The organism is Streptomyces sp. NPDC024687 (assembly GCF_055559055.1).
In genome coordinates this window covers 839,297-864,685 of the sequence record NZ_JBVHLJ010000002.1, presented here as the reverse complement: position 1 = coordinate 864,685, position 25,389 = coordinate 839,297, and the positions used below count along the sequence as shown (strand labels likewise).

Annotated in this window: 21 protein-coding genes, 4 tRNA genes and 1 pseudogene; 12 read left to right on the top strand and 14 right to left on the bottom strand. The window is 70.7% G+C overall.

The window, feature by feature from the left end; all coding sequences use genetic code 11:
* Positions 1–12 precede the first annotated feature (12 nt).
* From ACZ39I_RS10685 to ACZ39I_RS10675, 3 genes are read right to left on the bottom strand one after another with little or no spacing between them, the layout of a single operon-like run.
* Positions 13–1,215, bottom strand: a complete 1,203-nt coding sequence (locus ACZ39I_RS10685; protein WP_467244105.1) for a thiolase family protein — start codon at positions 1,213–1,215, stop codon at positions 13–15.
* Entirely contained in the window at positions 1,212–1,856 is a 645-nt protein-coding gene (locus ACZ39I_RS10680; RefSeq protein ID WP_467244104.1) for a CoA transferase subunit B, read from the bottom strand. The genes ACZ39I_RS10685 and ACZ39I_RS10680 overlap by 4 nt, the downstream gene beginning before the upstream one ends.
* A complete protein-coding gene (locus tag ACZ39I_RS10675) occupies positions 1,856–2,638 on the bottom strand; it encodes a CoA transferase subunit A (protein WP_467244103.1) in 783 nt (260 codons plus the stop codon). Before ACZ39I_RS10675 ends, ACZ39I_RS10680 begins: the two co-directional genes overlap by 1 nt.
* Before the next feature lie 148 nt (positions 2,639–2,786).
* Here ACZ39I_RS10675 and ACZ39I_RS10670 point away from each other — a divergent pair, with 148 nt between their 5' ends.
* Positions 2,787–3,251 carry a MarR family winged helix-turn-helix transcriptional regulator gene (locus ACZ39I_RS10670; protein WP_467244102.1) on the top strand — a complete coding sequence of 155 codons (465 nt, stop codon included), beginning with the start codon at positions 2,787–2,789 and terminating at the stop codon, positions 3,249–3,251.
* On the opposite strand, the gene ACZ39I_RS10665 is transcribed toward ACZ39I_RS10670, so the two are convergent.
* Entirely contained in the window at positions 3,252–4,277 is a 1,026-nt protein-coding gene (locus ACZ39I_RS10665) for a DUF3048 domain-containing protein (protein WP_467244101.1), read from the bottom strand. It lies immediately after the preceding gene.
* 196 nt (positions 4,278–4,473) lie between these two features.
* Between ACZ39I_RS10665 and ACZ39I_RS10660 the strand changes: the two genes are divergently transcribed.
* Positions 4,474–5,664: a zinc-dependent alcohol dehydrogenase gene (locus ACZ39I_RS10660; protein ID WP_467244100.1), complete on the top strand. Its 1,191-nt coding sequence runs from the start codon at positions 4,474–4,476 to the stop codon at positions 5,662–5,664.
* Here ACZ39I_RS10660 and ACZ39I_RS10655 read toward each other — a convergent pair.
* Together ACZ39I_RS10655 and ACZ39I_RS10650 are read right to left on the bottom strand one after the other, a co-directional pair.
* Positions 5,642–5,776: pseudogene (locus tag ACZ39I_RS10655) on the bottom strand (ATP-dependent DNA ligase); the annotation flags it as partial. The gene ACZ39I_RS10660 and the pseudogene ACZ39I_RS10655 overlap by 23 nt on opposite strands.
* Before the next feature lie 33 nt (positions 5,777–5,809).
* On the bottom strand, positions 5,810–6,871 hold the full coding sequence (locus tag ACZ39I_RS10650; protein ID WP_467244099.1) for an ATP-dependent DNA ligase: 1,062 nt from the start codon (positions 6,869–6,871) through the stop codon (positions 5,810–5,812).
* 65 nt (positions 6,872–6,936) lie between these two features.
* Here ACZ39I_RS10650 and ligD point away from each other — a divergent pair, with 65 nt between their 5' ends.
* The gene (ligD, locus tag ACZ39I_RS10645) at positions 6,937–7,968 is read left to right on the top strand and encodes a non-homologous end-joining DNA ligase (RefSeq protein ID WP_467244098.1); all 1,032 of its coding nucleotides are present in this window, start codon (positions 6,937–6,939) and stop codon (positions 7,966–7,968) included.
* Here ligD and ACZ39I_RS10640 read toward each other — a convergent pair.
* Positions 7,955–10,147: an OmpL47-type beta-barrel domain-containing protein gene (locus ACZ39I_RS10640; protein WP_467244096.1), complete on the bottom strand. Its 2,193-nt coding sequence runs from the start codon at positions 10,145–10,147 to the stop codon at positions 7,955–7,957. The genes ligD and ACZ39I_RS10640 overlap by 14 nt on opposite strands.
* Entirely contained in the window at positions 10,147–12,645 is a 2,499-nt protein-coding gene (locus ACZ39I_RS10635; protein WP_467244095.1) for a ThuA domain-containing protein, read from the bottom strand. Before ACZ39I_RS10635 ends, ACZ39I_RS10640 begins: the two co-directional genes overlap by 1 nt.
* A gap of 198 nt (positions 12,646–12,843) precedes the next feature.
* Here ACZ39I_RS10635 and ACZ39I_RS10630 point away from each other — a divergent pair, with 198 nt between their 5' ends.
* From ACZ39I_RS10630 to ACZ39I_RS10620, 3 genes are all read left to right on the top strand, one after another.
* Positions 12,844–13,815: a multicopper oxidase domain-containing protein gene (locus tag ACZ39I_RS10630; RefSeq protein ID WP_467244373.1), complete on the top strand. Its 972-nt coding sequence runs from the start codon at positions 12,844–12,846 to the stop codon at positions 13,813–13,815.
* Positions 13,816–13,829: 14 nt separating this feature from the next.
* The gene (locus ACZ39I_RS10625; RefSeq protein WP_467244094.1) at positions 13,830–14,744 is read left to right on the top strand and encodes an ornithine cyclodeaminase family protein; all 915 of its coding nucleotides are present in this window, start codon (positions 13,830–13,832) and stop codon (positions 14,742–14,744) included.
* Positions 14,745–14,905: 161 nt separating this feature from the next.
* Complete coding sequence (locus ACZ39I_RS10620) at positions 14,906–15,931, top strand: LacI family DNA-binding transcriptional regulator (RefSeq protein WP_467244093.1); 1,026 nt, start codon at positions 14,906–14,908, stop codon at positions 15,929–15,931.
* A gap of 13 nt (positions 15,932–15,944) precedes the next feature.
* Here the strand turns inward: ACZ39I_RS10620 and ACZ39I_RS10615 are convergent, their stop codons facing one another.
* Complete coding sequence (locus ACZ39I_RS10615) at positions 15,945–16,739, bottom strand: VOC family protein (RefSeq protein ID WP_467244092.1); 795 nt, start codon at positions 16,737–16,739, stop codon at positions 15,945–15,947.
* Positions 16,740–17,180: 441 nt separating this feature from the next.
* Between ACZ39I_RS10615 and ACZ39I_RS10610 the strand changes: the two genes are divergently transcribed.
* The 5 genes from ACZ39I_RS10610 to ACZ39I_RS10590 all read left to right on the top strand — a co-directional run bounded on the left by ACZ39I_RS10610 (position 17,181) and on the right by ACZ39I_RS10590 (position 19,060).
* Positions 17,181–17,453: a WhiB family transcriptional regulator gene (locus ACZ39I_RS10610; RefSeq protein ID WP_451475481.1), complete on the top strand. Its 273-nt coding sequence runs from the start codon at positions 17,181–17,183 to the stop codon at positions 17,451–17,453.
* A 14-nt stretch (positions 17,454–17,467) separates the two neighbouring features.
* A tRNA-Gly gene (locus ACZ39I_RS10605) sits at positions 17,468–17,541 on the top strand.
* Between the two features lie 9 nt (positions 17,542–17,550).
* Positions 17,551–17,624: transfer RNA gene (locus tag ACZ39I_RS10600), tRNA-Glu, on the top strand.
* A 6-nt stretch (positions 17,625–17,630) separates the two neighbouring features.
* A tRNA-Ala gene (locus tag ACZ39I_RS10595) sits at positions 17,631–17,703 on the top strand.
* Positions 17,704–17,731: 28 nt separating this feature from the next.
* Entirely contained in the window at positions 17,732–19,060 is a 1,329-nt protein-coding gene (locus tag ACZ39I_RS10590; RefSeq protein WP_467244091.1) for an SDR family oxidoreductase, read from the top strand.
* A 40-nt stretch (positions 19,061–19,100) separates the two neighbouring features.
* Here ACZ39I_RS10590 and ACZ39I_RS10585 read toward each other — a convergent pair whose 3' ends face one another.
* Both ACZ39I_RS10585 and ACZ39I_RS10580 read right to left on the bottom strand, forming a co-directional pair.
* Positions 19,101–20,894, bottom strand: coding sequence for an AAA family ATPase (locus ACZ39I_RS10585; RefSeq protein ID WP_467244089.1), 1,794 nt, complete (start codon positions 20,892–20,894; stop codon positions 19,101–19,103).
* On the bottom strand, positions 20,894–22,297 hold the full coding sequence (locus tag ACZ39I_RS10580) for a DUF2201 family putative metallopeptidase (protein ID WP_467244088.1): 1,404 nt from the start codon (positions 22,295–22,297) through the stop codon (positions 20,894–20,896). The genes ACZ39I_RS10585 and ACZ39I_RS10580 overlap by 1 nt, the downstream gene beginning before the upstream one ends.
* A gap of 89 nt (positions 22,298–22,386) precedes the next feature.
* On the opposite strand from ACZ39I_RS10580, the gene ACZ39I_RS10575 reads away from it, so the two are divergent.
* Positions 22,387–22,462: transfer RNA gene (locus ACZ39I_RS10575), tRNA-Trp, on the top strand.
* 22 nt (positions 22,463–22,484) lie between these two features.
* Here ACZ39I_RS10575 and ACZ39I_RS10570 read toward each other — a convergent pair.
* From ACZ39I_RS10570 to ddaH, 3 genes are all read right to left on the bottom strand, one after another.
* The gene (locus tag ACZ39I_RS10570) at positions 22,485–23,321 is read right to left on the bottom strand and encodes a hypothetical protein (RefSeq protein WP_467244087.1); all 837 of its coding nucleotides are present in this window, start codon (positions 23,319–23,321) and stop codon (positions 22,485–22,487) included.
* A 90-nt stretch (positions 23,322–23,411) separates the two neighbouring features.
* On the bottom strand, positions 23,412–24,392 hold the full coding sequence (locus ACZ39I_RS10565) for an acyl-ACP desaturase (RefSeq protein WP_467244086.1): 981 nt from the start codon (positions 24,390–24,392) through the stop codon (positions 23,412–23,414).
* Between the two features lie 207 nt (positions 24,393–24,599).
* On the bottom strand, positions 24,600–25,376 hold the full coding sequence (gene ddaH, locus ACZ39I_RS10560; RefSeq protein ID WP_467244085.1) for a dimethylargininase: 777 nt from the start codon (positions 25,374–25,376) through the stop codon (positions 24,600–24,602).
* Positions 25,377–25,389: the final 13 nt, after the last annotated feature.

Sequence of the window (25,389 nt, the reverse complement as noted above, 5' to 3'; positions counted from 1 at the left end):
TCCTGCGTTCCGTTAACGTTCGAGGACGAGAGCGAGACCCTGGCCGACGCCGATGCACAGGGTGGCGACGCCGACTCCGCTGCCCCTGCGGGCGAGTTGATGGGCGACCGTGCCGGCCAGACGCGCGCCGGAGGCACCCAGCGGATGGCCCAGCGCGATCGCCCCGCCCTGCGGGTTGAGGACCGCCGGGTCGAACTCGGGCCACTCGGCGACACAGCCCAGCACCTGAGCGGCGAAGGCCTCGTTCAGCTCCAGTACTGACAGGTCGTCAAACCCCTTGCCCGCCTTGGCGAGTGCCCGGTTGACCGCCTCGACGGGGGCGAGCCCGAAGTAGTGCGGGTCGAGCGCGTTGACGCCGGTCGCGGAGATCCGGGCCAGCGGCTCGCGACCGGTCGCCGCAAGGCCCTCGTCGTCCACCAGTAGCAGCGCGGCGGCACCGTCGTTCAAAGGTGACGCGTTGCCCGCGGTGACCGTCCCGCCGTCCTCGCGGAACGACGGCTTGAGCTTCGCCATCGCCTCCAGCGACGCGTCCGGCCGTACGCACTCGTCGGCGCCGAAGACGACCGGCTCACCCTTGCGCCGCGGGATCGACACCGGCGCGAGCTCGGCGTCGAACAATCCTGCCGCCTGTGCCGCGGCCGCCTTCTGGTGCGAGGCCAGGGCGAACTCGTCCTGCTGCTCGCGGCCGATCTTGTGCTTGTCGGCGATCAGTTCGGCCGACTCGCCCAGCGGGATCGTCCACTGCGGCTCCATCCGCGGGTTGACCATGCGCCAGCCCAGCGTGGTCGAGTACAGCTCGGTGTGCCCGGCCGGGAACGGCTTGTCGGACTTGGGCAGCACGTACGGCGCCCGGGTCATCGACTCCACGCCACCGGCCACCGCGATGGAGGCGTCCCCGAGGGCGATGGCCCGGGCCGCCTGGATCACGGCTTCGAGGCCCGAGGCGCACAGGCGGTTGACGGTCACGCCGGGCACGCTGGTCGGCAGGCCCGCCAGCAGCGCGGCCATACGGCCCACGTTGCGGTTCTCCTCACCGGCGCCGTTGGCGTTGCCGAAGTAGACGTCCTCGATGCGTGACGGGTCCAGATCGGGCGTACGGCCGAGCAGTTCACGGATCGCGTGCGCGCCCAGGTCGTCCGGGCGTACCGAGGAGAGAGCTCCGTTGTAGCGGCCGACCGGAGTACGGACCGCGTCGACGATGTAGACGTTCTTCACTGCAGGCCCTTCGCGACGGTCAGCTCGGCGTCGGTCCTGGCGGTGATCTCCTCGACGCCCACCCCGGGTGCCGTCTCGACCAGCACCAGGCCGTCCTCGGTGACGTCGAGGACGCCGAGGTCGGTGATGATCCGGTTCACACACGCCTTGCCGGTCAGCGGCAGCGCGCACTCGGTGAGGATCTTGGGCGAGCCGTCCTTGGCGGTGTGCGTCATCACCACGATGACCGTGCGGGCGCCGTGGACCAGGTCCATCGCCCCGCCGATCCCGGTGATCAGCTTGCCGGGGATGGCCCAGTTGGCCAGGTCGCCGGTCGCGGACACCTGCATGGCGCCGAGCACGGCCACGTCGATGTGCCCGCCCCGGATCATCCCGAAGGAGAGCGCCGAGTCGAAGAAGGACGCCCCCGGCAGCACGGTGACGGTCTCCTTGCCCGCGTTGATCAGGTCGGGGTCGACCTGGTCCTCGGTGGGGTAGGGGCCGGTGCCCAGGATGCCGTTCTCGGATTCGAGGATCACCTCGACGTCCTCGGGGAGGTAGTTCGGGATCAGCGTCGGCAGTCCGATGCCGAGGTTGACGTACTGGCCGTCCCGGAGTTCGCGCGCGGCCCGCGCGGCCATCTGTTCCCGTGTCCAGGCCATCAGCCGTTCACCGTCCCTCGTGCCGCGGGCGTGGAGACCGTCCGCTGCTCGATCCGCTTGTCCCTCGCCTGCTCCGGCGTCAGCGCGACGACCCGCTGCACGAAGATGCCCGGCAGGTGCACCGCGTCCGGATCGATCTCGCCGGGCTCCACGAGTTCCTCCACCTCGGCGATCGTGACCTTGCCCGCCATGGCCGCGAGGGGGTTGAAGTTCCGGGTGGACCTGTTGAAGACCAGGTTGCCGTGCCGGTCGCCCCTCGCCGCCCTCACCAGGGCGAAGTCGGTGCGGATCCCGCGCTCCAGGACGTACTCGGTGCCGTCGAACTCGCGGACCTCCTTCGGCGGGGAGGCCACCGCGACGCCGCCGGAGCCGTCGTAGCGCCAGGGCAGCCCGCCGTCGGCGACCTGGGTGCCCACACCGGCCGGCGTGAAGAAGGCGGGGATCCCGGCGCCGCCCGCCCGCAACCGCTCGGCCAGCGTGCCCTGCGGGATCATCTCGACCTCCAGTTCGCCAGCCAGGTACTGGCGGGCGAACTCCTTGTTGGCACCGATGTAGGAGCCGGTCACGCGGGCGATCCGCCCGGCGGCGAGCAGGACCGCGAGGCCCGACTCCATCGCCCCGCAGTTGTTGGAGACCACCGACAGCGAGCCGGTGCCCTGCTCGTACAGGGCCTGGATGAGTACGTTCGGAACACCGCTCAGTCCGAAACCGCCGACCGCGAGCGACGCGCCCTCCGGCACATCGGCCACCGCCTCGGCGGCTGTGGCGACCACCTTGTCCATCCGCGTAGCCTCATCTCTCCAACTGCTCAGTGCACTGAGTATTTCAGCGAGGTTTTTCTTAAGCTGCCACTGTGGCAGCCTGGCGTCAAGGCTCACTACTCTTCAGTGCACCGACCAAAACGCCCACCAACCTGACTCGGGAGCGCACATGGCCGCGGTGGATCTCACCACCCACCCCGGGCACCTCGCCCGGCGGCTCCAGCAGGCGCACTACCTGCTGTGGAACACGATGGTCTCCGAGGAGATCACCTCGCCCCAGTTCGCGGTCCTGAACGCGCTCGTCGCCGAGCCGGGGCTCGACCAGCGCACGGTGGGGGAGCGGGTGGGGCTCGACCGGTCCACCATTGCCGAGGTGATCAGCCGGCTCGGCCGGCGCGGACTGCTCGACAAGGTCCGCGACCCCCAGGACGGCCGCCGCTTCCTGCTGCGCCTGACCGAGGACGGGGTGCGCACCCACCGCAAGCTGACCGTGCGCACCGCCCGGATGAACCAGGTCTTCCTGGCCCCGCTCTCCGCCGACGAGCAGGGCCGCTTCTTCGAGCTGATCCGCCGGGTCGCGGACGCGGCGGAGGGGCTCCGCAATCCCGCGGAACCCCTTCTCACCCAGCGCTGATCAGGACGCCTTCGCGAAGACGACCCACACCTGGCCCTCGGCGAAGTTCACCGCGGAGCCGTCCTTCGTGGTGAACTCCGTGCCGTCCGTGGCCTTCGCCCGCTTCCAGTTCACGTCGTAGGAGCGGCCGTCGCGCAGCACCTTCGCCTTGCCCGAGCCCACGGTCACCGTGTAGGGCGTGTAGTTGCCGAGGAAGTCGTGGAAGGCGGACTTGCGGACCTTCACGTACTGCACGACGACCGTGGCCGGGGCCAGCCGCTTCCCGTCGGCCGTGACGTCGGGGGCGCCGTCCATGGAGACCAGCCAGCGCTCCCGGCTCTGTGACCAGGTGAAGGAGAAGCGGGCGGCCGGGAAGCGGACCGTCTCCGAGGTGTCCTTGGTGCCGCCGGCGGGCGCGGGGCCGTAGTGGAAGCCGGTCGTCAGCGCGGCGGCGCCCGGCGTGGCGGGCACCAGGCTCTTGGGGCGCAGGAAGAGGTTGTGCGGGGAGACCTTGTCGGCGCCGCGGAAGTAGGCGCCGGTTGCCTTCTCGGGAGTCCGGGCGACCAGCGGCGCCCCGTTGATCAGGGGCATCAGTTTGCTCTGGGCGCCGGAGAAGGCGAGCGTCGGGTCGTCGAACTGCCGCAGCAGCTCCAGGTCCGACTCGCGGGCGCTGCGCACGGGGCCCACGGCCTTCGGCAGTTTCGTCGCGTACACCGCCATGAGGCGGCTGAGTCCGCCCTCGACCTGCTCGGCGTAGACGACGTCGGCGGAGTCGATGCCGGTCTGCGGGCGCGCCTCCCGCACGTTGTCGATCTTCACGGCGAGCACGGAGGGACGGTGGGCCTCCTTGCTCGGTTCCGATGTGTTCGGTGGTGACGTGCTCGGTTGATCCGTGCGGAACTGTCCGCGTCCGTCGTCGGCCGGGTCCCGGGGTGTGCCGTGTCCCGTACAGCCCGCGACGAAGAGGCCCGTGACGGTCAGCAGCGCCGCCGCCGTACGGGCGCGCCGCGAGCGCGTCCCTTGCTCCCTGCCCACCATGCCCGCCATGCCCACAGTGCCCGCCCGTCTCGTGTCTTTGATTGTGCGCTTATAAGTTCATTGATGGCCATACCCGTCCGTTTCTGATTCGTCGCGTCGACTAGGCCGATCGGCCCTGGATCGCGGTTCGGCAGGAGTCCGCCCGGGTACCCGGGGCGCCTCACCCCAGGACCGACACACGACGTGACGGAGGGAGAGCCGGGCGATGAAGGCTGTGACCTGGCAGGGCAAGCGGGACGTACGGGTGGAGGAAGTGCCCGATCCGAAGATCAAGGAACCGACGGACGCGATCATCAGGATCACCTCGTCCGGGCTGTGCGGCTCCGACCTGCATCTCTACGAGGTGCTCACCCCGTTCATGACGCCGGGCGACATCCTCGGCCATGAACCCATGGGCATCGTCGAGGAGGTCGGCGCCGGGGTGCCCGACCTCTCGGTGGGCGACCGGGTCGTCGTGCCCTTCCAGATCGCCTGCGGCAAGTGCTGGATGTGCATGACCGGGCTGCCGACCCAGTGCGAGACCACTCAGGTCACCAGCGAGGGCATGGGCGCCGCCTTGTTCGGCTACACCCGCCTGTACGGCGCCGTACCGGGCGCCCAGGCCGAGTACCTGCGCGTTCCGCAGGCCCAGTTCGGACCCATCAAGGTCCCCGAGGGCCCGCCGGACGACCGGTTCGTCTACCTCTCCGACGTGCTGCCCACCGCCTGGCAGGCCGTCGCCTACGCGGACGTCCCCGAGGGCGGCAGCGTGGCGGTGCTCGGACTCGGGCCCATCGGCGACATGGCCTGCCGGGTCGCCCAGGTGCGCGGCGCCGGGCGCGTCTTCGGCGTGGACCTCGTGTCCGAGCGGCTGCGCCGGGCCCGCACGCGGGGCGTGGAGACGTACGACCTCAGGAGCTTCGACAGCGAGAAGGAACTGGTCCAGGCGATCCGCGACGAGACCGACGGACGCGGACCGGACGCCGTGATCGACGCCGTCGGCACCGAGGCCCACGGCAGCGCGGTCGCCCGCCTCGCCCAGAACGCCTCGGCCCTGTTGCCGAGGAAGATCAGCGGACCGTTCGCCGAACGCTTCAGCGTCGACCGGCTCGCCGCCCTGCACACCGCCATCGAACTGGTGCGCCGCGGCGGCACGCTCTCCCTCACCGGCGTCTACGGCGGCATGGCCGACCCGCTGCCCATGCTCACGATGTTCGACAAGCAGATCCAGATCCGGATGGGCCAGGCCAATGTCCGGCGCTGGATCGACGAGATCATCCCGTATCTGACCGACGAGGACCCGCTCGGCGTCGACGACTTCGCGACCCATCACGTGCCGCTGTCGGACGCCCCGCACGCCTACGAGATGTTCCAGAAGAAGCAGGAGGGCGCGGTCAAGGTACTGATGCGGCCCTGACCTCGCGTCGCCTGCGGCGGAAGCGGGCGGTGTGGCGGAATCGTGCGCCGTTCTCCATGTGGTCGTACGCCACCTCCGCCACCCGCTCGGGTCTGGGCGGCACGCAGGACACCGCGTGCAGTTGCGGCGGCCCTGACCTGGCGGCTCAGCCCAGGATTTCGTCGAGGTCGTAGTGCACCGGTTCCTCCAGTTGTGCGTAGGTGCAGCTCTCGGGGGTTCGGTCGGGGCGCCAGCGGCGGAAGCGGGCGGTGTGGCGGAATCGTGCGCCGTTCTCCATGTGGTCGTACGCCACCTCCGCCACCCGCTCAGGCCTGAGCGGCACCCAGGACAGGTCCTTCTTTCCCGACCAGCGGCTCGGCGCCCCGGGCAGCCGGGCGCTCTCGTGCGCGGCCTCCTCCGCCCAGGCCGCCCACGGGTGTCCGGAGGCGTCCTCCATCCGGAGCGGTTCCAGTTCGTCGATCAGCTCGGCGCGCCGCTTCATGGGGAAGGCCGCGGACACGCCGACATGCTGGAGGACGCCCCGGTCGTCGTGGAGCCCCAGCAGCAGCGAGCCCACGACAGGGCCGCTCTTGTGGAGCCGGTAGCCCGCCACCACCACGTCCGCGGTGCGCTCGTGCTTGATCTTGAACATGGCGCGCTCGTCCTGGAGATAGCGCAGGGTGAGCGGCTTGGCGATGACACCGTCCAGGCCCGCTCCCTCGTACTCCTCGAACCACTGCAGGGCCACCTCGATGTCCGTGGTCGCCGGTGCGAGGTGCACCGGGGCCGTGACCCCGGACAGAGCCGCCGTGAGCAGCTTCCTGCGGTCGGTCAGCGGGACGTTCAGCAGTGATTCGTCCTGGAGTGCCAGCAGGTCGAAGGCCACGAAGGAGGCCGGCGTCCGCTCGGCCAGCGTGCGCACCCGGGAGGCCGCCGGATGGATCCGCTCGGTCAGCGCGTCGAAGTCCAGCCGGCCGTCCCGCGCGATCACGATCTCGCCGTCCATCACGCACCGCTCGGGCAGACGCGCCGCGAGTGCCTCCACCAGCTCGGGAAAGTACCTGGTCAGCGTCTTGCCGGTACGGCTGCCCAGCTCGACCTCCGCCCTGTCCCTGAAGACGATGGCCCGAAACCCGTCCCACTTCGCCTCGTAGTGCATGCCCGGCGGGATCTTCGCCACCGACTTGGCGAGCATGGGCTTCACAGGGGGCATCACGGGCAGATCCATGGTCCGATTCTGCACGCGCATGCCCCGAAATGCCTGATATGCCGGGCTCGCTTACCGTGGCTCGCATGGGTGACGCGGTGGAACTGGAGGCGGGCGGCCGGACCGTACGGCTGTCCAGCCCGGACAAGATCTTCTTCCCCGAGCGCGGGTTCACCAAGCTGGACCTCGCCCGCTACTACCAGGCCGTCGCCCCCGGCATCCTGCGCGCCCTGCGCAACCGCCCCACCACCCTGGAGCGCTACCCGGACGGCGTGACCGGCGAGAACTTCTTCCAGAAGCGGGCGCCCAAGAACATGCCCGACTGGATCCCGACCGCCCACATCACCTTCCCCAGCGGCCGCAGCGCCGACGAGATGTGCCCGACCGAGGAGGCCGCCGTCCTGTGGGCCGCCCAGTACGGCACCCTCACCTTCCATCCCTGGCCGGTCCGCCGCGACGACGTCGACCGCCCCGACGAACTCCGCATCGACCTCGACCCGCAACCCGGCACTGACTACGACGATGCCGTGCGCGCGGCGCATGAACTGCGGTCGGTACTGGAGGAGTTCGGCGGCCTGCGCGGCTGGCCCAAGACCTCCGGCGGTCGCGGCCTGCACGTGTTCGTGCCGATCGAACCGCGCTGGACCTTCACCCAGGTGCGGCGGGCCGCGATCGCGGTCGGGCGGGAGATGGAGCGCCGGATGCCGGACCACGTGACCATCAAATGGTGGAAGGAGGAGCGGGGCGAGCGCATCTTCATCGACTACAACCAGACGGCCCGCGACCGTACGATCGCCTCCGCCTACTCGGTACGGCCCCGCCCGCACGCCCCCGTCTCCGCACCCCTGCGCTGGGAGGAGGTCGGCCAGGCGCACCCCCAGGACTTCGACATCGCGACCATGCCCGCGCGCTTCGCCGAACTCGGCGATGTGCACGCGGACATGGACGATCACGCCTTCTCGCTGGATGCCCTCCTGGACCTGGCCCGCCGTGACGAGCACGACCACGGACTCGGTGATCTGCCGTACCCGCCCGAGTATCCGAAGATGCCGGGCGAGCCCAAGCGGGTACAGCCGAGCCGGGACACGTCGAGGAAGGCGCCTCCTACAGTTCCTTGATCCTGATGTCCCGGTACGAGACCACATCCGTCGTGCTGTGCACCTGGAGTCCGATGTACCCGGAGGAGAACCGCCGTCCGTCCGTGCCCGGGTCGTCCGATCGGGCGGGGTAGAAGTCCTGGCCGCCGAGGTTGTCGAACTCGTTGATCAGCACGCCGTTGCGGTAGACCGAGTAGTGCTGGTCGACCACCCGGATCTCGTAGTCGTTCCACGTGCCCTTCTGGGTGACGCCGGCACCGGCGAGCCCCACCCGGTCGAAGCCGTAGACCGACCCCGTCTTGTACATGTCGCCGTCCGGCCGGTCGAGCACCTGCACCTCATGGCCGTACTTGATGGCGACCCACTCGGGGCGGGACTCCTCCGGGTGGTCGTGGACCCACGGGAACCGCACGAACACCCCGGAGTTGGCGTTCCCGGTGCCCGGGGCCTCGTCCCGCCACTGGAGCTTGAGCGAGAAGTCGCCGTACTTGCGCTCCGGGAACCAGAGCATGCCGAGGCCGTCCTTCGTGGTGCCGGACGTGATGGACCCGTCGCCGTTCGGCGCGAACGAACCGCCGCCCACCTGCTGCCACTTGGCGAAGGAGGCCGCGCTGCCGTCGAGGATCGTGCGGTAGCCCTCGGTCTGCCCGGGCCTGCCGATCCCGGACTCACGGGCCGCCGCGTCGATCGCGTCGTACTCGCGCTCGTCGACGACTCCCTCCCGGAAGAGCTTGTCCAGGACCGTCTTCACGTGCTTGAGGAACAGCGCGTGGGACGTCCACTCCTTCTCGTCCTCGATCAACTCGTTGATCCGGCACCGGCTGTTGGTGATCCGGTTCGGCACCCCGCTGTCGACCGTGCCGACGATCACCGTCAACCGCTCGTCGAACTCGGCGCAGTTGGGCGCCGGAACCTGACCGGCGACCACCGTGAAGGTCACCGTGCGCGCGGCCGAGGTGTTGCCCGCCTTGTCCGTCGCCCGGTACGCCAGCGTGTGGGTGCCCGCCCGGTCGACGATCACCGGAGCGGTGTACGCCAGGTAGGGCCCGGCGTCGATCGAGTACTCGACACCCGCGACACCCGAACCGCCCGCGTCCGTGGCGCTCACGGTCACCTTGGCGTTGCCCACGTAGGCCCCGTCCGAGTTCCGGGTGCCGTCCACGGTCACTCCGGTCACCGGCGGGGTGGTGTCCTGCGGGGCCGCCGCGACCACCGTGAACCGGACGCTCTTCTCGGCGGCCACGTTGCCCGCCTTGTCGGTTGCCCGGTAGCGCACGGTGTGGCTGCCGACCTGGTGCACCATCACGGGCATGGTGTACGGCTGCCAACTCCCGTCGTTCACCGCGTACTCGATGGTGTTGACCCCGGATCCGGTGTCCGAGGCCGACACGGTCACCGTCACCATGTCGATGTACGTGCCGTCCGGGTTCTGCTCGCCGCTCACCGTCGCCGAGGTGTCCGGCGGGGCGGTGTCGTCGGAGGGCGGCGGGACGACCGTGAAGTCGACACTCTTCTCGGCGGAGACATTGCCCGCCTTGTCGACGGCCCGGTAGCGCACCGTGTGGCTGCCCACCTGGTCGACGACGACCGGCGCGGTGTACGGCTGCCAGGCGCCCGTGTCCCCGATCGCGTACTCGATCCGGTCGACGCCGGAGCCGCCGGCCTCGTCGGTCGCCGTGAGGGCCACGCTCGCGGAGCCGACGTACTGGCCCTGTGCGTTCTGCGTGCCCGTCACCTGCGCCTGGGTCGTCGGCGCCGTGGTGTCCTCGCCGGTGCCCTCGGTCACCACGAGGATGCCCTGCATCTGCCCGTGGCCCGGGATCGTGCAGTGGTAGAAGTACCGGCCCGGCGTGAGCGTGACCTCGGCGGTGTGGCGGCCGCCCATGTCGTCGTTGGGGTTGGCGAGGATGTTGAGCTGCACGTCGTTGTTGAACTCGGGGTCACTGGTCACGAAGGTCAACGTGTGCGGCATACCGGTCGTGTTGCCGGTGGCCGCGCTGTTCTCGAAGACGATCGTGGCCGTGCCCGCGACGGCCGTCGTCGGGGCGGAAGTGTACTTGGTGATGTCGTCGCCGGCGGTCCAGGTGAGCGTCTGGGCCGCCGCCGGGACCGTGTCGGGCCGTGCCTGGGACGCCGACTGGAGGCCGAGCACCATCAGCAGGGCGGCCACCAGGACGGTCAGAGCTCCTCGGGGGCGCATCACTGCCCTCCTCCCACCAGTTGTCCGGCGGCCGGCGTCGGACCGCCGCCCGTGTAAGTGACGCGCCACAGCGCCGACTTGGCGTCCGAGGTGAAGAAGCCGCGCCCGTAGTCGAGGACGTACAGCGCGCCGTCCGGGCCGAACTTCCAGTCCATGAGGTTCTTGATGCCGTCGTTGCCGATCGGCACGATCTTCTTGAGCGACTCCGAGTGGACGGGCAGTCCGCCCTCCCCGTGGGTCTTCGGGTCGGTGATGACCGCGTTGCGCGGCTGGTCGGCGTCGTAGAAGTCGCCGATGAACCACTTGCCGTCCCAGTAGGAGGGCCACTTGACGGTGCTGGTGGCCGAGGCGGCGTCGTAGCGGTAGACCGGCCCGTTCATCGCGGCCTGGCCGCCGCCCTTGAGCCACGGCAGCAGGTACGTGGCGTCCGCCTGCTTGTAGGAGGGGATGCCGTTCGCGTCCCGCGGGTAGTCCGGGGCGCCGCCCTGCGGGGAGTACCAGATGTTGTTGCCGGTGACCGGCGGGAGATTGACCAGACCGTCGTTGTTGGGCGACTCGTTCTTCGGGTGGACGCAGTCGTACCAGCCCAGCGGCTGGTCGGGGTTCGGCAGGTTGCGGTCCCGGTAGGGCTGCTTGTTGCCCATGCAGTACGGCCAGCCCCGGTTGCTCGCCTTCGTGATGACCGCGAAGGTGTCGTACTTGGCCGGGCCCCAGGTCGTCGAGGGCTCGCCCGCGTCCGGGCCGACCCACCCCGCGTACAGGATGTCGGTCTTCTTGTCGACGAAGATGCGGGCCGGGTTCCTGACGCCCATCACATAGATCTCGCCGCGGGTCTTGCCGCCGCCCTCGGCGGTCTCCTTGCCCGTGAAGAGGTTCCCCTCGGGCAGCGTGTACGTCCCGTCCGGCTCCGGGTGGATGCGCAGGATCTTGCCGTTGAGGTTGTTGGTGTTGCCGGCGGTGCGGCGCGCGTCCGCGAAGGAGACGCCCTCGTAGTTCGGCTGCGGGTTGTTGCCGGAGTAACCGCCGCTGAAGCCACTGGAGTTGTTGTCACCGGTCGCGATGTACAGGTTGCCCTTGGAGTCCCAGGACATCCCGCCACCCGCGTGGCAGCAACTGTGCACCTGGACCGGCCACTTGAGCAGGACCTTCTCGCTGCTCAGGTCCAGCTTGTTCGTGGCGAGGTCGAGGGTGAAGCGGGAGACCCGCCGCTCGGCGATCCGGGTGTCGCGGTTGAGCCGGGAGTGCGGGGTGTAGTGCAGATACACCCAGCCGTTCTGCTCGAAGCGCGGGTCGAGCTCGATGCCGAGCAGTCCCTCCTCGACCTTCACCAGCTCGTCGCCGCCGCCCTTGTTGCCGAAGACGGTCAACTCGCCGGCCAGGGTGACCTTCTTGGTCGCCGGGTCGTAGACGTGGATCTGGCCCTTGCCCTTGCCGACGTCCGGGTTGTTCCAGTCGGTGATCACGGGCTGGGAGGAGTCGGCGCCGCCCCGCCCGATGTACAGGACCCGTCCGTCGGGGGCGGTGACCAGCCCGTGCGGTTCGCCGATCTGGTCGTTCTGCCCCGCCTGGTTGGGCTGGGTGAGCCGCTCGGCCTTGTAGTTGCCGTTGATGGTCGCCTTGCAGTCGGCCTGCACGAGCCGCGAGGTCCACAGGAGTGCCCCGCGCAGATGGGTCCGGAAGTCGGTCTCGTCGTACGAGGACACCGTGCCGCCCATACCGGTGTAGAAGGACCGGCCGCCGTCGTAGTCCCGGCACCAGCTCACCGGGTGGTCCCAGCCGTTGGCGCTCGCTCCCGGCCGGTACGTCGACTCGCGCACCCGGGCCACGGTGTGCACGTCACCGGACGGGTTCTTCGTCCAGTTGAACCACTGGTCGGGGCGCTTCCACTGCACCGGCAGTTCCCTGGTCGCCGGATGCTGCCGGTCGCCGACCTCAACGGTGGCACGCTGTACGGCCGTTGGGCTGGATGCGGCCGGGCGGGCGCCCACCAGCCCCGTGAACCAGTCGGAGTACGGCTCGGCGCGAGCCGCGTCATGGACGCCGACGAAACCGCCGCCCGCCTCCATGTAGGCCTCCAGACCGGCCTCCTGCTCGGCATCGAGGACATCGCCGCCGCCGGTCAGGAAGACGATCGCGTTGTAACTCCCCAGCGCCCTCTCGTCGGTGAAGACCCTGGCGTCGTCCGTGGCCTCGGTCTCGAACCGCTGGTTCACCGGACCGGACAGCCCGATCTGCTCGACGGCGGCGATCCCGGCGTTGACGACCGGTGACTCGTCCCCGGCCGCCGCGGACCCGTAGAAGACCAGCACCCGTACATCGGCGCCGCCCGGCGGCGACTTGACGGACATCGTTGTCGCGGACGGATCGGGAACCGGCAGCGCCCGCGCGGCCGGTCCGGACATCAGCCCGGCGGCGACGACCCCCGCGGTCACGGTGGCCGTCCAGACCCGTCTCCTCGCGCTTCCTCCGCTTCTCGCGCTCAACCCTCGTAAGTGCATGGGCACCTCCTCGGTCACAGCAACAGCGCCATGGAAGCTAGACCCCTTTGCGTCGCTCGCCAATACCTATGACCGGGATCGCGCGAACTTTGTCCTGAGTGTGGATAAACGGCTCGGAGGCCGGTACCGTCTCACAGGTTCATCACAGGTACGTCTCCGCAAAATCCGTATCACGGTGGGGAGTTCTGCGTGGGTGCACTGGACAGACGTGGCTTCAACCGGCGGGTGCTGCTCGGCGGTGCCGCCGTCGCGACATCGTTGTCCCTCGCGCCGGAGGCCCGGAGCGACACAGGTCCGGCCAGGGCGGCCCCGGGCGGCGGCGAGGTCAAGCGCATCAAGCTGTACGCCGAGAAGCTCGCCGACGGGCAGATGGGCTACGGCCTCGAGAAGGGCAGGGCGACGATCCCCGGTCCGCTGATCGAGCTCAACGAGGGCGACATCCTGCACATCGAGTTCGAGAACACCATGGACGTCAGGGCGAGCCTGCACGTCCACGGCCTGGACTACGAAATCTCCAGCGACGGCACGAAGTTGAACCACAGCGACGTCGAGCCGGGCGGCACCCGCACCTACACCTGGCGCACCCATGTGCCGGGCCGCCGGAGCGACGGCACCTGGCGGGCGGGCAGCGCGGGCTACTGGCACTACCACGACCACGTGGTCGGCACGGAACACGGCACGGGCGGTATCCGCAAGGGCCTCTACGGCCCGGTGATCGTCCGCCGCAAGGGCGACGTCCTCCCGAACGCGACCCACACGATCGTCTTCAACGACATGCTCATCAACAACAAGCCGGCGCATTCGGGGCCCGACTTCGAGGCCACGGTGGGTGATCGGGTCGAGTTCGTGATGATCACGCACGGCGAGTACTACCACACCTTCCACATGCACGGTCACCGCTGGGCGGACAACCGCACGGGCATGCTCACCGGCCCCGACGACCCGAGCCAGGTCATCGACAACAAGATCGTGGGCCCGGCGGACTCCTTCGGCTTCCAGGTGATCGCGGGGGAGGGGGTCGGGGCGGGCGCGTGGATGTACCACTGCCATGTGCAGAGCCACTCCGACATGGGGATGGTGGGGCTGTTCCTGGTGAAGAAGGCGGACGGGACGATTCCGGGATACGAGCCGCACGAGCACATGGAGCACCGGGCCGGGCACGCGCACTGACGGATCATGGACGGGTGACTCTTCTTCTCACACGTGGTGATCTGGAGGCGGTGCTGGAGCCGGCGGCCTGCCTCGACGCACTGCGGGACGGCTTCCGCGCCGCGGACAGCGAGTCGATCGTGGGACAACGGGTGCGCACGGACCTCCCGTTCCCCGGTACGGCCACCGCTCTGATCCCGGGCCTGCTCCCCGGCGTCCCTGCCTACACGGTGAAGGTCAACGCCAAGTTCCCCGCAGCCCGGCCCGCCCTGCGCGGGGTGATCTGCCTGCACAGCGGCACCGACGGCGAGCTGCTGGTGCTGCTCGACTCCGCGACGGTCACGGCGTGGCGGACGGGGCTCGCGGCCGCCCTGGGCACCGATCTGCTCGCCGGCCCGGGAGGCGTGGTCGGAGTGGTCGGGGCGGGAGCGCAGGCCGAGTTGATGGTGCGGGGACTTGCGGCGCTACGGCCCCGCAGTGCCCTGGTCGTCCACGACACGTCCGCCGACCGCGCCGCGGAGTTCGCCGCGCGGCACGGTGGCCGTCTGCTGTCCTCCGCCGCGGAGGTGGCCATGGCAGCCGACCTCGTCCTGTCGGCGACCTGGTCGAGGCAGCCGCTGCTGCACCTGCGGGACACCAGGCCGGGCCAGCACTTCACGAGCCTGGGCGCGGACGAGCCGGGCAAGGCGGAACTGGCGGCGGATCTTTTGGACGAGGCGCTGCTGGTCGTCGACGACCGTGAACTGGTCTCACGTGTCGGCGTGTTGAGGCCCGCTGACGCCACCCTCGGCGAGCTCCTGCGCTCGGAACACCCCGGCCGCACGAACGACACGGACCGCACGGTCTACGCACCCGTGGGCCTGCCCTGGCAGGACCTCGCCCTGGCCTGGACGGCGTACGAGCGGGCCGAGCGGGAGGGAGTCGGGCGGCGCGTGGATCTGCTGGCCTGAACCCGGTCACGAGATGGCCGGCACGGACCGGTCGGCGGCCGAGTGCGCTGCCGGTCGGGGTACCTGGGCCGTACGTCCCTTCCGCCCACCCCGAGAGCGCTCTCACCGGTGACCTCGTCCGGGGCTATCCTGATCCGCACCCGCCGACGAGGAGCCCCGAAGTGACCGAGACAGCGCCGCGCCCCACGCTGGAGGCGGTGGCGGCCCGGGCCGGGGTGTCGCGGGCCACCGTGTCGCGGGTGGTGAACGGCGGGGACGGGGTCAGGGAACCGCTCGTCGAGCGGGTGCGCAGGGCCGTCGAAGAGCTCGGTTACGTGCCCAACCAGGCCGCCCGCAGTCTTGTCACCCGGCGCCACGACGCCGTCGCCGTGGTCGTGGCCGAGCCGGAGACCCGGGTCTTCGCCGACCCCTTCTTCGCACTGCAACTCCGCGGAATCAGCAAGGAGTTGACCGCCCACGACAATCAACTGGTGCTGCTGCTCACCGAGGGCCGCGACGACCACGCCCGCGTCGGACGCTACCTCGCCGGAGGACACGTCGACGGCGCGCTCGTCTTCTCCCTGCACCTCGACGACCCGCTGCCCGGACTGATCCAACGGGCCGGGGTCCCCACGGTGTTCGGCGGACGGCCCGGCTGGAGCGACGGCACGACGGACGTCCTGTACGTCGACAGCGACAACCGGGGCGGTGCCCGCGAGGCCGTACGGCATCTCACAGGGCTCGGGCGCACCCGCGTCGCCCACATCACCGGCCCCCTCGACCAGACCTCCGCGGCCGACCGGCTCGACGGCTACAGGGACGTCATGGGCGACGCCGACCCGCGGCTCGTCGTCTCCGGCGACTTCACCCCGGCCGGCGGGGAGCGGGCCATGCGGACACTCCTCGACACGTTCGAGGACGTGGACGCGGTCTTCGCCGCCAACGACCTCACCGCGTCCGGCGCCCTGCGTGTGCTGCGCGAGCGCGGGCGCCGGGTGCCCGAGGACGTGGCGGTGATCGGCTTCGACGACATGCTGCCGGTCGCCGAGCAGACCGAACCGCCGCTGACGACGGTCCGTCAGGACATCGAGGAGATGGGCCGGCTGATGGCCCGCCTGCTCCTGGGAGGTCTCGACCCCGGGGACGCGGGGGCCGCACCGGCTGGTGTCGTGCTGCCCACCACACTGGTACGGCGCGCCTCGGCGTGAACCCTGTCGCCCCCTATGACGTCTGCTGCGGCGCGCTCTTGATCACCGCGAAGCGGGCGCCGTACGGGTCGGCCAGCTTGGCCACCCGGCCGACGCCGGGCACGTCCGTGGCGGGCAGCCGGACGCCGCCGCCCAGCTGCTGTGCCTTGGCCACCGTCTCGTCCGTGTCCGTGACCTCGAAGTACGGCATCCAGTACGCCCCGTCCCGCGCCTCCAGCGGGTCGTCGGCGAGCGGGACGATGCCGCCGAACATGCCGTCCTCGCTCTGCCCGTCCGGCAGCACGGTGGTGTACGTGCCGCCGGGGAACTCGACCCCGTAGGTCTCCAGGCCGAGCGCCGCGCGGTAGAAGTACGCGGCCATCGGCAGGTCGGCCGTGTACAGCTCGACCCAGCACAGCGAGCCCGGCTCCTGGGTGACGTCGAGCCCCTTGTTCCGCCCGGGCTGCCAGATGCCGAAGGACACGCCCGCCTTGTCGGCGAGGATCGCCATGCGGCCCTGGTCCATCACGTCCATGGGCTGCATCAGCACCGAGCCGTGCGCCTCCTCGGCCGCCTTCGCGGTGGCGTCCGCGTCCGGGGTCTGGAAGTAGACGGTCCAGGACGGCGGGCCCTGTTCCGGTGTGGTCTGCATACCGCCCGCGGCGGTCCTGCCGGCGAGCTGGAAGAAGCCGTAACCGCCGGCTTCGGGCGGACCCGGCTGGAACTCCCAGCCGAACAGGCCGCCGTAGAAGGTGGTGGCGCCGTCGATGTCGGGGGTGCCGAGGTCGAGCCAGTTGGGAGCGCCGGTGACGTAACGGGTCGTGAGCATCTCTGCCCTCCTCTGAGGGGTCCCGCTGCCTGTACCGCCGAGTCTTGCACCGTCCACTGACAATCGCCGCCGGTACGCCGATGCGGGCCGGTCGGCAGTCGCGGTGGCCGTGGGGGAGGGGGCTGTGTTTTCGGCGGACGCGTAGGTGTCGCCGGAACCGGGCCGGGCCGGGCCGGCCGAAGCGGGCTGAACCGTGTCGAGCCGGGCCGGGCCGAAGAGGCGCTGCGCGGTGAGTCTGCGGCCGACCGGGGCGGAGGGCAGGCCGAGGCGACCGGCAACCATGCAGCCGGTGGACGCCGGCACACACCGTGCGAACCGTTTCCGCGCGCCGCCGTGCGCCCCCGCACCGGGCGGAGGAGCATCAAGGTGGCCGGGGACGTGAACGCCACCGTTGATCCCGCGTTGATCGAACGTTTTTCGCTGCCCGGCACGATCTCGGCCATGCACATCGACACCATCACCCCGACCGACCCCGCCTGGCAGGCGCAGGCGTTGTGCGCGCAGACCGGGGCGGACTTCTTCTTTCCCGAGCCGGGCAGCTCGGTGCGAGAGGCGAAGCGCATCTGCGGCATGTGCGAGATGCGCCCGGCCTGTCTCGAGTACGCCCTGGCCAACGACGAACGCTTCGGCGTCTGGGGCGGCCTCTCCGAGAAGGAACGGCTGGCCATCAGGCGGCTGGAAAACCGTGAGCCGACGGGCCGAGAGTGCGGTTAGGATCCCGGAGCGCACCCGGGCGTAGCGCAGAGGCAGGCGCACTGCCTTGCCAAGGCGAAATACATCGGTTCGAATCCGATCCCCGGGCTGCGTACGCGGGCCCTGTGGAGCAGAGGCAGACTCGCCGCCTTCTCAGGGCGGATACGCCGGTTCGAATCCGGCCGGCGCCCATGGCACGGGCTCGGTAGCGCAGAGGCAGGCGCACCTTCACCGCATGAAGGGAACGTCGGTTCGAATCCGACCCGGTCCACGACAGGGCACGAACGGGGCGGGGACGCATGGGGGACACGATCGACGAGGGCGAGCTGGCCGCCTTCCACCGCACGGTCGGCAGGCTGCGCGAGCTGCCCGTCGACGACCCCGTGCGGCTGCGTGCCGAGCAGGTCGCCGCGTCCTTCGCCCGCGACGGACGGCTGCGGCGGCGCAAGGTACGGAGCGCCGAGACGGTGGCCGCCGACGCGGGGGCGATGGCGGCCACCGCGACCGGCGCCCACGACCGGCGCGAGGACGCGCCGCTGACGGAGTCCGGCGGCGCGGGCGTGTACCGCAAGCCCCGCAATTGCTATGTCTGCAAGTCGTCCTATCGACAGGTGGACGCCTTCTACCACCGCCTCTGCCCGCGCTGTGCCGCCGACAACGCGGCCCGCCGGTCCCTGACCACCGACCTCGAGGGGCGCCGCGCGCTGCTCACCGGCGGCCGCGTGAAGATCGGCTTCCAGCTGGCCCTGATGATGCTCCGGGACGGCGCGGAACTGCTGGTGACCAGCCGTTTCCCGCACGACACCGTGCGCCGCTTCCGGTCCGCGCCGGGCAGCGATCAGTGGCTCCACCGGCTGACCGTCATCGCGGTCGACCTGCGCGACCCGCGCCAGGTACTGGGCCTGTGCGAGGAGCTGAGCCAGGAGGGCGCCCCCCTGGACATCCTCGTCAACAACGCCGCCCAGACGGTACGCCGGCCGCCCGAGTCGTACGCCCTCCTCGCCGCCGGCGAGCGCGACGAACTGCCCGAAGGGGCACGGCGGGCGCCGGGCTTCACCTCGATGCGGATGCTGGAGGGCGGCGCCGCGGCGTTGCCCGTCGCGCTGCGCGAGGCCGACGAGGCGGGGCTCCTGCCCGACCCGTCCCCGGAGAACTCCTGGTCGGCCCGGCTCGGCGCGCTCGACCCGGCCGAGGTCCTGGAGACCCAGCTCGTCAACGCGCTCGCCCCGGCGCTCCTGTGCGACCGCCTGCTGCCTCTGCTGCTCGCCTCCCCGCACCCCCGCCGGTACGTCGTCAACGTGACAGCCGTGGAGGGCCGCTTCGCCGTCCGCAACAAGATGGCCGGGCACCCGCACACCAATATGGCCAAGGCCGCCCTCAACATGCTCACCCGCACGAGCGCCGCGGAACTCGCCGCACAGGGCGTGCACATGTGCGCCGTCGACACCGGCTGGATCACCGACGAGAACCCGGCGCCGAAGAAGGAGCGGATGGCCCGAGCCGGGTTCCGCACACCGCTGGACGTCGTGGACGGGGCGGCGCGGGTGTACGACCCGATCGTGCGCGGCGAGGCGGGCGACCCCGTGTCCGGGGTGTTCCTGAAGGACTACCGGGAGGCGGCGTGGTGAGCAGGCAGGGGCCGGGAGCGGCGCCGCTCCCGGCACCGCGTCACCGGCGCATCGCCATGAACACCTCCGTCCAGAACCGCTGGTGCTGCGCGGACGCGCCCACCAGATAGGTCGCCCGCAGCTTCGCCGGCAGCAGGGCGACGAGGCGGGTGACGGCGGCGCGCTGCTTTCTGAGCTGGGACAGCTCCGCGTTGGCGAGGATCTGGTGGACGACGTCGCTGTCGTCGCCACCCTCCGAGGAATGTCCCGCGGCGCGGCTCAGCCGGGCCTCCCAGGCCTCGACGTCCCGCGCGACTTCGCGCAGACCGGTGACCTGGCGGCCCCTGAAGCGGTCGATCAGCGCGGTGAGCGGCACGGGCGCGTACTCGCCGTCGCCCAGGTAGACCGTGCCCATCTCCAGCGGCAGCCCGCGCCGGTGCAGCTTGATCAGCCGCTCCAGCGTGCGCTTGGTGATCCAGGCCCGCCCGTCGTCGTCGATGTCGTGCTTCCACCACTCCAGAACCGTCTCGGCGTCCGAGCCGTACCGGGCCAGCAGCCACTCGTTGGCCGGGATGTCCTCGGGCTCGACCTGCAGCGAGGCCGTGAACCGGGTCGCCTGCGCGATGTTGTTCCGCGCCACCAGCATCTTGCGCCCCAGGTGGTACGGCGGATTCTGCACGGCGATCTGCGCCCGGAGGTTCTCGATCCGGCGCCCTGCCAGCGACCACTCCTGGGTGATCTCCATGAGCTTGGCGAACGCGGCCTTGTCCTTGGGCCGGTTGTACTCGTCCCACACGATCGCCTTGGGCTCCGGCCCGGTGAACTTCGCGGCCAGCAGGTTGTCCAGGGTGCCGTCCGCCGAGGGGATGGGTGCGCACAGGTCCTCGACGTTCGTCACCGGCAGCGAGAAGTACAGCGGCTCGCGGCCCAGTCCCGCCCGCACCGTCTCCCGCACCAGTTGCGTCTTGCCGCAGCCCGGCGGGCCCTGGAGCAGCACCGTCCAGCGGCCCCGCAGCGCCGCCCGCACGACCTGGCGTACCGGGTCGGGGATCGTCGCGGGGTTGGGTACGCCGAGCGACTCCGCGACCCGGTCCAGGATCTCGGCGGTGCGGTTCTGCCCGGGGCTGCCGTCCCGGCCCGGCTCGGCCAGCCGCAGCCGCTCCCCGTCGACCAGCGGGAGCCCCCACCGCAGCGGGAAGCCCTCCCGCGCGTTCGCCAGGACGTGGTCGAGGGTGCGCGGGGACAGCAGCTCGCGCAGGGCGGGGGAGAGCGACGCCCACAGCGAGAACACCGGACGCAGGTCCCATGGGTGGTACTTGGCGGCCAGGTGCGGCCGCCACGCGGTGTCGTTCGCCGTGATCCGCAGCGTCACCATGCGGTCGAGGAGTGCGAGGTCGCTGCGCCGGGCCGAGGTCTCGGCCAGCGACTCGTTGTCCGTGAGGAAGACGCCGACGCAGCCCAGGGCGCGCAGATCGTGCTCCCCGAGCGTCCAGTCGCAGGCGATCTGCATCAGCTGTGACTGGATCGTCTCGCCCGCCTGCAGGGAGTCGTCGATGAGCAGCACGAACGGCCGCCCCGGCTTCAGCTGGCTCATCACCAGCTGACGCAGGACCAGTTCACCGGTGCGCGGGTCGCGCACCGGAGCGTTGACGAGCAGGTCGTCCGGCGTGAGGTTCGCGGCGGGGACGTACACCAGCTCGGCGTCCGGATACGCCCGGGCGATGTGCGAGAAGAACGTCGCCGTCTTGCCGATGCCGTGCTCGCCGAAGATCTGCCCCGTCTGCCCCATGTCGATCATCGCGTCGATGAAGGACTCCAGGCGCGAGGTGGTCAACTGCTCGGTTTTCGTGGTCATTACCGCGATCCTGTGATGACGCGATGGCAGTCCATCGCGGGGGTGTGCGTCTCCGGCCAGTCGTTGCCCCCCGCCGTGATCAGCCAGATCCATTTGTCCGGCTCGGCGGGCGTGATGGGCGGGGCGTATCCGTCGGTGAGCATCACGACGGCGTCCGGGGTGACGTCGAACCGCCGCCCGTCGACCTCCGTGCGGCCCTCCACGTAGTCGGCGACCACCTGGAAGCTCGTGCCGCCTCCGCCATAGACCCGCTCGCCGGGCCTGAACGGCATCACCTCGGCGTCGAAGGAGAGCCAGTGCGCCTCGACCCCGTCGATGCGCCCCACGAGCCGGGTGAGCCACTCGACGACGTGGTCCGGCATGGAGCCCGAGGTGTCGTACGCGACGACGAGCACCTTCTCCCGCACCGGACCCCGCCGCGAGAGCATCGGGTCCTGGCCCAGGGCGGCGAGCAGCGCGCCCCGCTTCTTGGGGTACACCAGCCGCTCGCCGTCGCGCAGTCTGGAGCCGAGCACGTCGACCAGCCAGCGCTGCCACCAGTCGACCGTACGCGTGCGCGTGGTCTCGCCGCGCAGGGCGCCCGCACCCAGGCTGCCCCAGATCCGCGAGGCCCGGCTGTTGCCGTCCTCGGTGCGGCCCATGAGGTCGAGCAGCTCCCGCTCCGCGCCCGCGTGCCCGCGCCGGGCCGCCAGCAGGGAGTTGAGCAGCGCCGAGGAGGCGACCGCGTCCACGGTCTCCTGGTCGGCCGGAACGCCTCCCTCCCGCAGGTGCACGCACAGCCGCCGCTCGGGGACGGGCGGGGCGTGCATGCGCTTGAGCTCGCCGTACACCCGCATGTCCGTCTCGGTGAACGTGTCGTACCCGACCGGCTCCAGGCCGTGTTCCGTCAGGTCCAGGACGTAGAGGTCGTAGATCCCGCGCGGGTCGACTCCCGTCGGGCGCCCGTCCAGCAGAGGGAGCTGCGGCCGCCCCAGCCGGACCAGCGCCACATGGTTGACGGACACCTCGCAGGCCAGCTCGAACACCGGGTCCGCGCGCAGCTCCGGGTCGGTGAACAGATGCCTCTGCACGAGGTGCCGTGCCTCGTGGAACAGCACGAACTTGACGCCGTCCAGGCCGAGACCGACGAAGAATTCCGGGTTGTACAGCAGCAGGCAGGAGCCGTCGCCGGACGCCACCACAGCCGCGGTGTCGATCGCGGTCGTCGGGATCTGGTGCCGGCACTTGGCGTACAGCCAGGACGCCACCGCCGACTCGGTCAGCCCGAAGTCCAGCAGCGCGGCCTCCTTCAGCCGCCGAGCCTCCTCGACCAGTCCCGAGTCCGCCGGGCGGTACCGCTCCAGCGCCCTGCGGTCGGCCAGGTCGACCACCGGGACACGCCGCCCCCGCTCTCCGTACGCCATGCCGAGCCCCCCGTACCGAAATCCCCCGTGCCTCATTGGTAGCAGCGCCCACTGACAACGGGCCAACGCATTACGCTCGGGGACCAAGGGCGGGGCCGTAGCGCAGAGGCAGGCGCACCGGTCTCCAAAACCAGAACACGCTGGTTCGAATCCAGCCGCCCCGCCCCCCTGACGACTGACGGCGAGGTCAGGCGATCGCGCCCGCCGTCATGATCAGCTCCGGCGCCGTTCCGTGGTACGTGTCGAGGAGCTGCGCCAGCACCGCCCAGGCCTCCTCGCGCTCGCCCAGGTGCTCGCGCACGAGGGGGCGCAGCGCGTTCTCGGCGTCGCGTACGCGCGCGGGGAACATCGCAGGGCCCAGGGAGAGCACCCTCAGCACCTGCGCGGCGGGCCCGTGCGCGGTCGCGTACGCAGCGGGACCGGCCAGGACACCCGCCTGCCGGACGCGATGGTCGAACTTGGCGTGGCTGCCGAACTGTGCGCGCAGGGCGGGTGGGCAGTCCGGGCGTACGGACAGGGCCCAGCGGGAGTAACCGGGCAACGGCCGCTCGCGGTCGGCCGCGGTGACCGTCTGCCAGTCGCGGTGCCCGAGCACCATGGACGCCGCGTCTCTGGCCGACCCCATGGCGGTGGCGGCCCGCAACGCCCCCACGAGCCCCCGCGCCACGACGGACTGCGGCACCGGCGGCTCGTCCCCGTGCTTGAGCAGGACGCGGTCCACGGGCAGGGGGTCCTTGCGGCCCGGACCGAACGGCACGCCCCGCAGGACGGCCCGGCGCATCGTCGGGTCGGCCGAAGCGTGCCCGTAGACGGCCGCGTTGAGCTTCGGGTCGTCCTCCTCCAGGATCCACACCAGCACGGAGGAGGGGACCGGGGTCAGCTTGAGGACGGCGTGGGCGACCCGGTGTGCGTTCGCGCCCGGCGGCGGCGCGCCGACCCGCCGCCGTATTCGTGCGGCGGAGTCGGCGTCGATCAGGTTCAGCAGGAAGCCGACGGCCCGCTGGTCCATGCTGTTGTCACGCATGGCCGCATGATGCCCCGGCCGACGGGCGGCCCGCACCGGATATTCGGCATGCGGGCCGCACCGGCGATTCGGCGGTCGGCCGGACCGGCGTCAGGCCCCTGCCGCGCGGGCTGCCATCCGCGCCTTGCGCGCCGCCAGCTTCTCGTCGAACTTCGACGCCTCCGCGTCCAGGCCGCTCATGTACAGGCCGAGTTCCTCCTGGGCCTTGAGGCCCTCGGGGCCGAGGCCCTCGATCTCGAGGACCTTGAGGAAGCGCAGGACCGGCTGGATGACGTCGTCGTGGTGGATGCGCATGTTGTAGATCTCGCCGATCGCCATCTGCGCGGCGGCCCGCTCGAAGCCGGGCATGCCGTGACCGGGCATCCGGAAGTTCACGATGACGTCGCGCACGGCCATCATGGTGAGGTCGGGCGCGAGCTCGAAGGCGGCCTTCAGCAGGTTCCGGTAGAAGACCATGTGCAGGTTCTCGTCGGTGGCGATGCGCGCCAGCATGCGGTCGCAGACCGGGTCCCCGGACTGGTGGCCGGTGTTGCGGTGCGAGACGCGGGTCGCGAGCTCCTGGAAGGAGACGTAGGCCACCGAGTGCAGCATCGAGTGGCGGTTGTCCGACTCGAAGCCCTCGCTCATGTGGACCATGCGGAACCGCTCCAGCTCGTCCGGGTCCACCGCGCGGGAGGCGAGCAGGTAGTCCCGCATCACGATGCCGTGCCGGCCCTCCTCGGCGGTCCAGCGGTGCACCCAGGTGCCCCAGGCGCCGTCACGGCCGAACAGCGAGGCGATCTCGTGGTGGTAGCTGGGGAGGTTGTCCTCGGTGAGGAGGTTCACGACCAGGGCGATCCGGCCGATCTCGGTGACCTTGGACTGCCCCTTCTCCCAGGCCTCGCCGTCCTCGAAGAAACCGGGGAAGTTGCGGCCGTCGCTCCACGGCACGTACTCGTGCGGCATCCAGTCCTTGGTGACCTTCAGGTGCCGGTTGAGTTCGTTCTCGACGACTTCCTCCAACGCGTACAGCAGACGGGCGTCGGTCCAGGCCGAGGACGGGCTGCCGAGGTGAGGGGAAGTGATCGTCACAGGTACTCCAGGGGGACGCGGCAAACAAGTGAGGGGGTCGTCGGCGAGCGGTGCCGATAACTTACGGAATCGTAGGCTACGAAACCGTAGGTTACGAGACCGTAGGTTAAGGGTGCCGTAAAAGATCCCTGATCAGCCGTGTTCCCCTGGCATGACACGCGGTCCCGGAACCGCAGGTCGGGCCGCTGGAGCGACGGGCCCGGCCGGTCAGGCGTACAGGTCCCGCAGTCGTACTGAGAGGCACGTCACACAGCCTTCGAGCTTCTCGAACTCGCTGATGTCCACCACGACCGGTTCGAAACCGAGGTCGGTGAGCAGCTCCGCCGTCTTCGGCGCGCTGGCCGCCATGAGCAGCTTAGGGCCGCCGAGCAGGACGACGTGGGCGCCGGCCTCCTCCGGCACGGACAGGAAGCGCGGGAAGAGGGCGGGCCGGTCCACCTTGGGGATGTGCCCGATGACGGTCCCGTCGGGCAGCGCGGTGACCGCCGACTTCAGGTGCAGCACCTTGCTCACCGGTACGGCGACGACCTGCGCCCCGAGCGGTTCGAAGGCGGCCCGCAGCTGCTGGACGCCGGCCGCGTTGGTACGCCCGCCCCGGCCGACGTAGATCGTGTCGCCGATCTTCAGCACGTCGCCGCCGTCCAGGGTGCCCGGCTCCCAGACCCAGTTCACCGAGCAGCCCAGACGCGCCACGGCCTCCTCGACGCCGGCGGTCTCCTCGCGCCGGGACTCGGCGCCGGAGCGCGCGATCAGCGCGACGTTCTTGTACATGACGACGGTGTCCTCGACGAACACCGAGTCCGGGCAGTCGTCCTCCGGGTCCACCTCGACGGTCTCCCAGTCGTGCGCGCGCAGCGCCTCGACGTACGCCTCCCACTGTTCGAGCGCGAGCTCGACATCGACCTTCTCCCGCTCGACGTGCGTCACCAGACCTTCGGCGAGGCGCGGGCTGGGGCGGCGGACGAGGGCCTTCTTGCTGGGCACGAGGGAACTCCGT

What these genes read in the sequence shown, in the direction of transcription:
- ACZ39I_RS10610 (WP_451475481.1), top strand. Translation starts at nt 17,181, where the DNA reads ATGCACATCGACACCATCACCCCGACCGACCCCGCCTGGCAGGCGCAG.
- ACZ39I_RS10615 (WP_467244092.1), bottom strand. Translation starts at nt 16,739, where the DNA reads ATGCTCACGACCCGTTACGTCACCGGCGCTCCCAACTGGCTCGACCTC.
- ACZ39I_RS10650 (WP_467244099.1), bottom strand. Translation starts at nt 6,871, where the DNA reads ATGGATCTGCCCGTGATGCCCCCTGTGAAGCCCATGCTCGCCAAGTCG.
- ACZ39I_RS10665 (WP_467244101.1), bottom strand. Translation starts at nt 4,277, where the DNA reads ATGGCGGGCATGGTGGGCAGGGAGCAAGGGACGCGCTCGCGGCGCGCC.
- ACZ39I_RS10675 (WP_467244103.1), bottom strand. Translation starts at nt 2,638, where the DNA reads ATGGACAAGGTGGTCGCCACAGCCGCCGAGGCGGTGGCCGATGTGCCG.
- ACZ39I_RS10660 (WP_467244100.1), top strand. Translation starts at nt 4,474, where the DNA reads ATGAAGGCTGTGACCTGGCAGGGCAAGCGGGACGTACGGGTGGAGGAA.
- ACZ39I_RS10590 (WP_467244091.1), top strand. Translation starts at nt 17,732, where the DNA reads ATGGGGGACACGATCGACGAGGGCGAGCTGGCCGCCTTCCACCGCACG.
- ACZ39I_RS10670 (WP_467244102.1), top strand. Translation starts at nt 2,787, where the DNA reads ATGGCCGCGGTGGATCTCACCACCCACCCCGGGCACCTCGCCCGGCGG.
- ACZ39I_RS10635 (WP_467244095.1), bottom strand. Translation starts at nt 12,645, where the DNA reads ATGCACTTACGAGGGTTGAGCGCGAGAAGCGGAGGAAGCGCGAGGAGA.
- ACZ39I_RS10585 (WP_467244089.1), bottom strand. Translation starts at nt 20,894, where the DNA reads ATGACCACGAAAACCGAGCAGTTGACCACCTCGCGCCTGGAGTCCTTC.
- ligD (WP_467244098.1), top strand. Translation starts at nt 6,937, where the DNA reads ATGGGTGACGCGGTGGAACTGGAGGCGGGCGGCCGGACCGTACGGCTG.
- ACZ39I_RS10570 (WP_467244087.1), bottom strand. Translation starts at nt 23,321, where the DNA reads ATGCGTGACAACAGCATGGACCAGCGGGCCGTCGGCTTCCTGCTGAAC.
- ACZ39I_RS10580 (WP_467244088.1), bottom strand. Translation starts at nt 22,297, where the DNA reads ATGGCGTACGGAGAGCGGGGGCGGCGTGTCCCGGTGGTCGACCTGGCC.
- ACZ39I_RS10640 (WP_467244096.1), bottom strand. Translation starts at nt 10,147, where the DNA reads ATGCGCCCCCGAGGAGCTCTGACCGTCCTGGTGGCCGCCCTGCTGATG.
- ACZ39I_RS10680 (WP_467244104.1), bottom strand. Translation starts at nt 1,856, where the DNA reads ATGGCCTGGACACGGGAACAGATGGCCGCGCGGGCCGCGCGCGAACTC.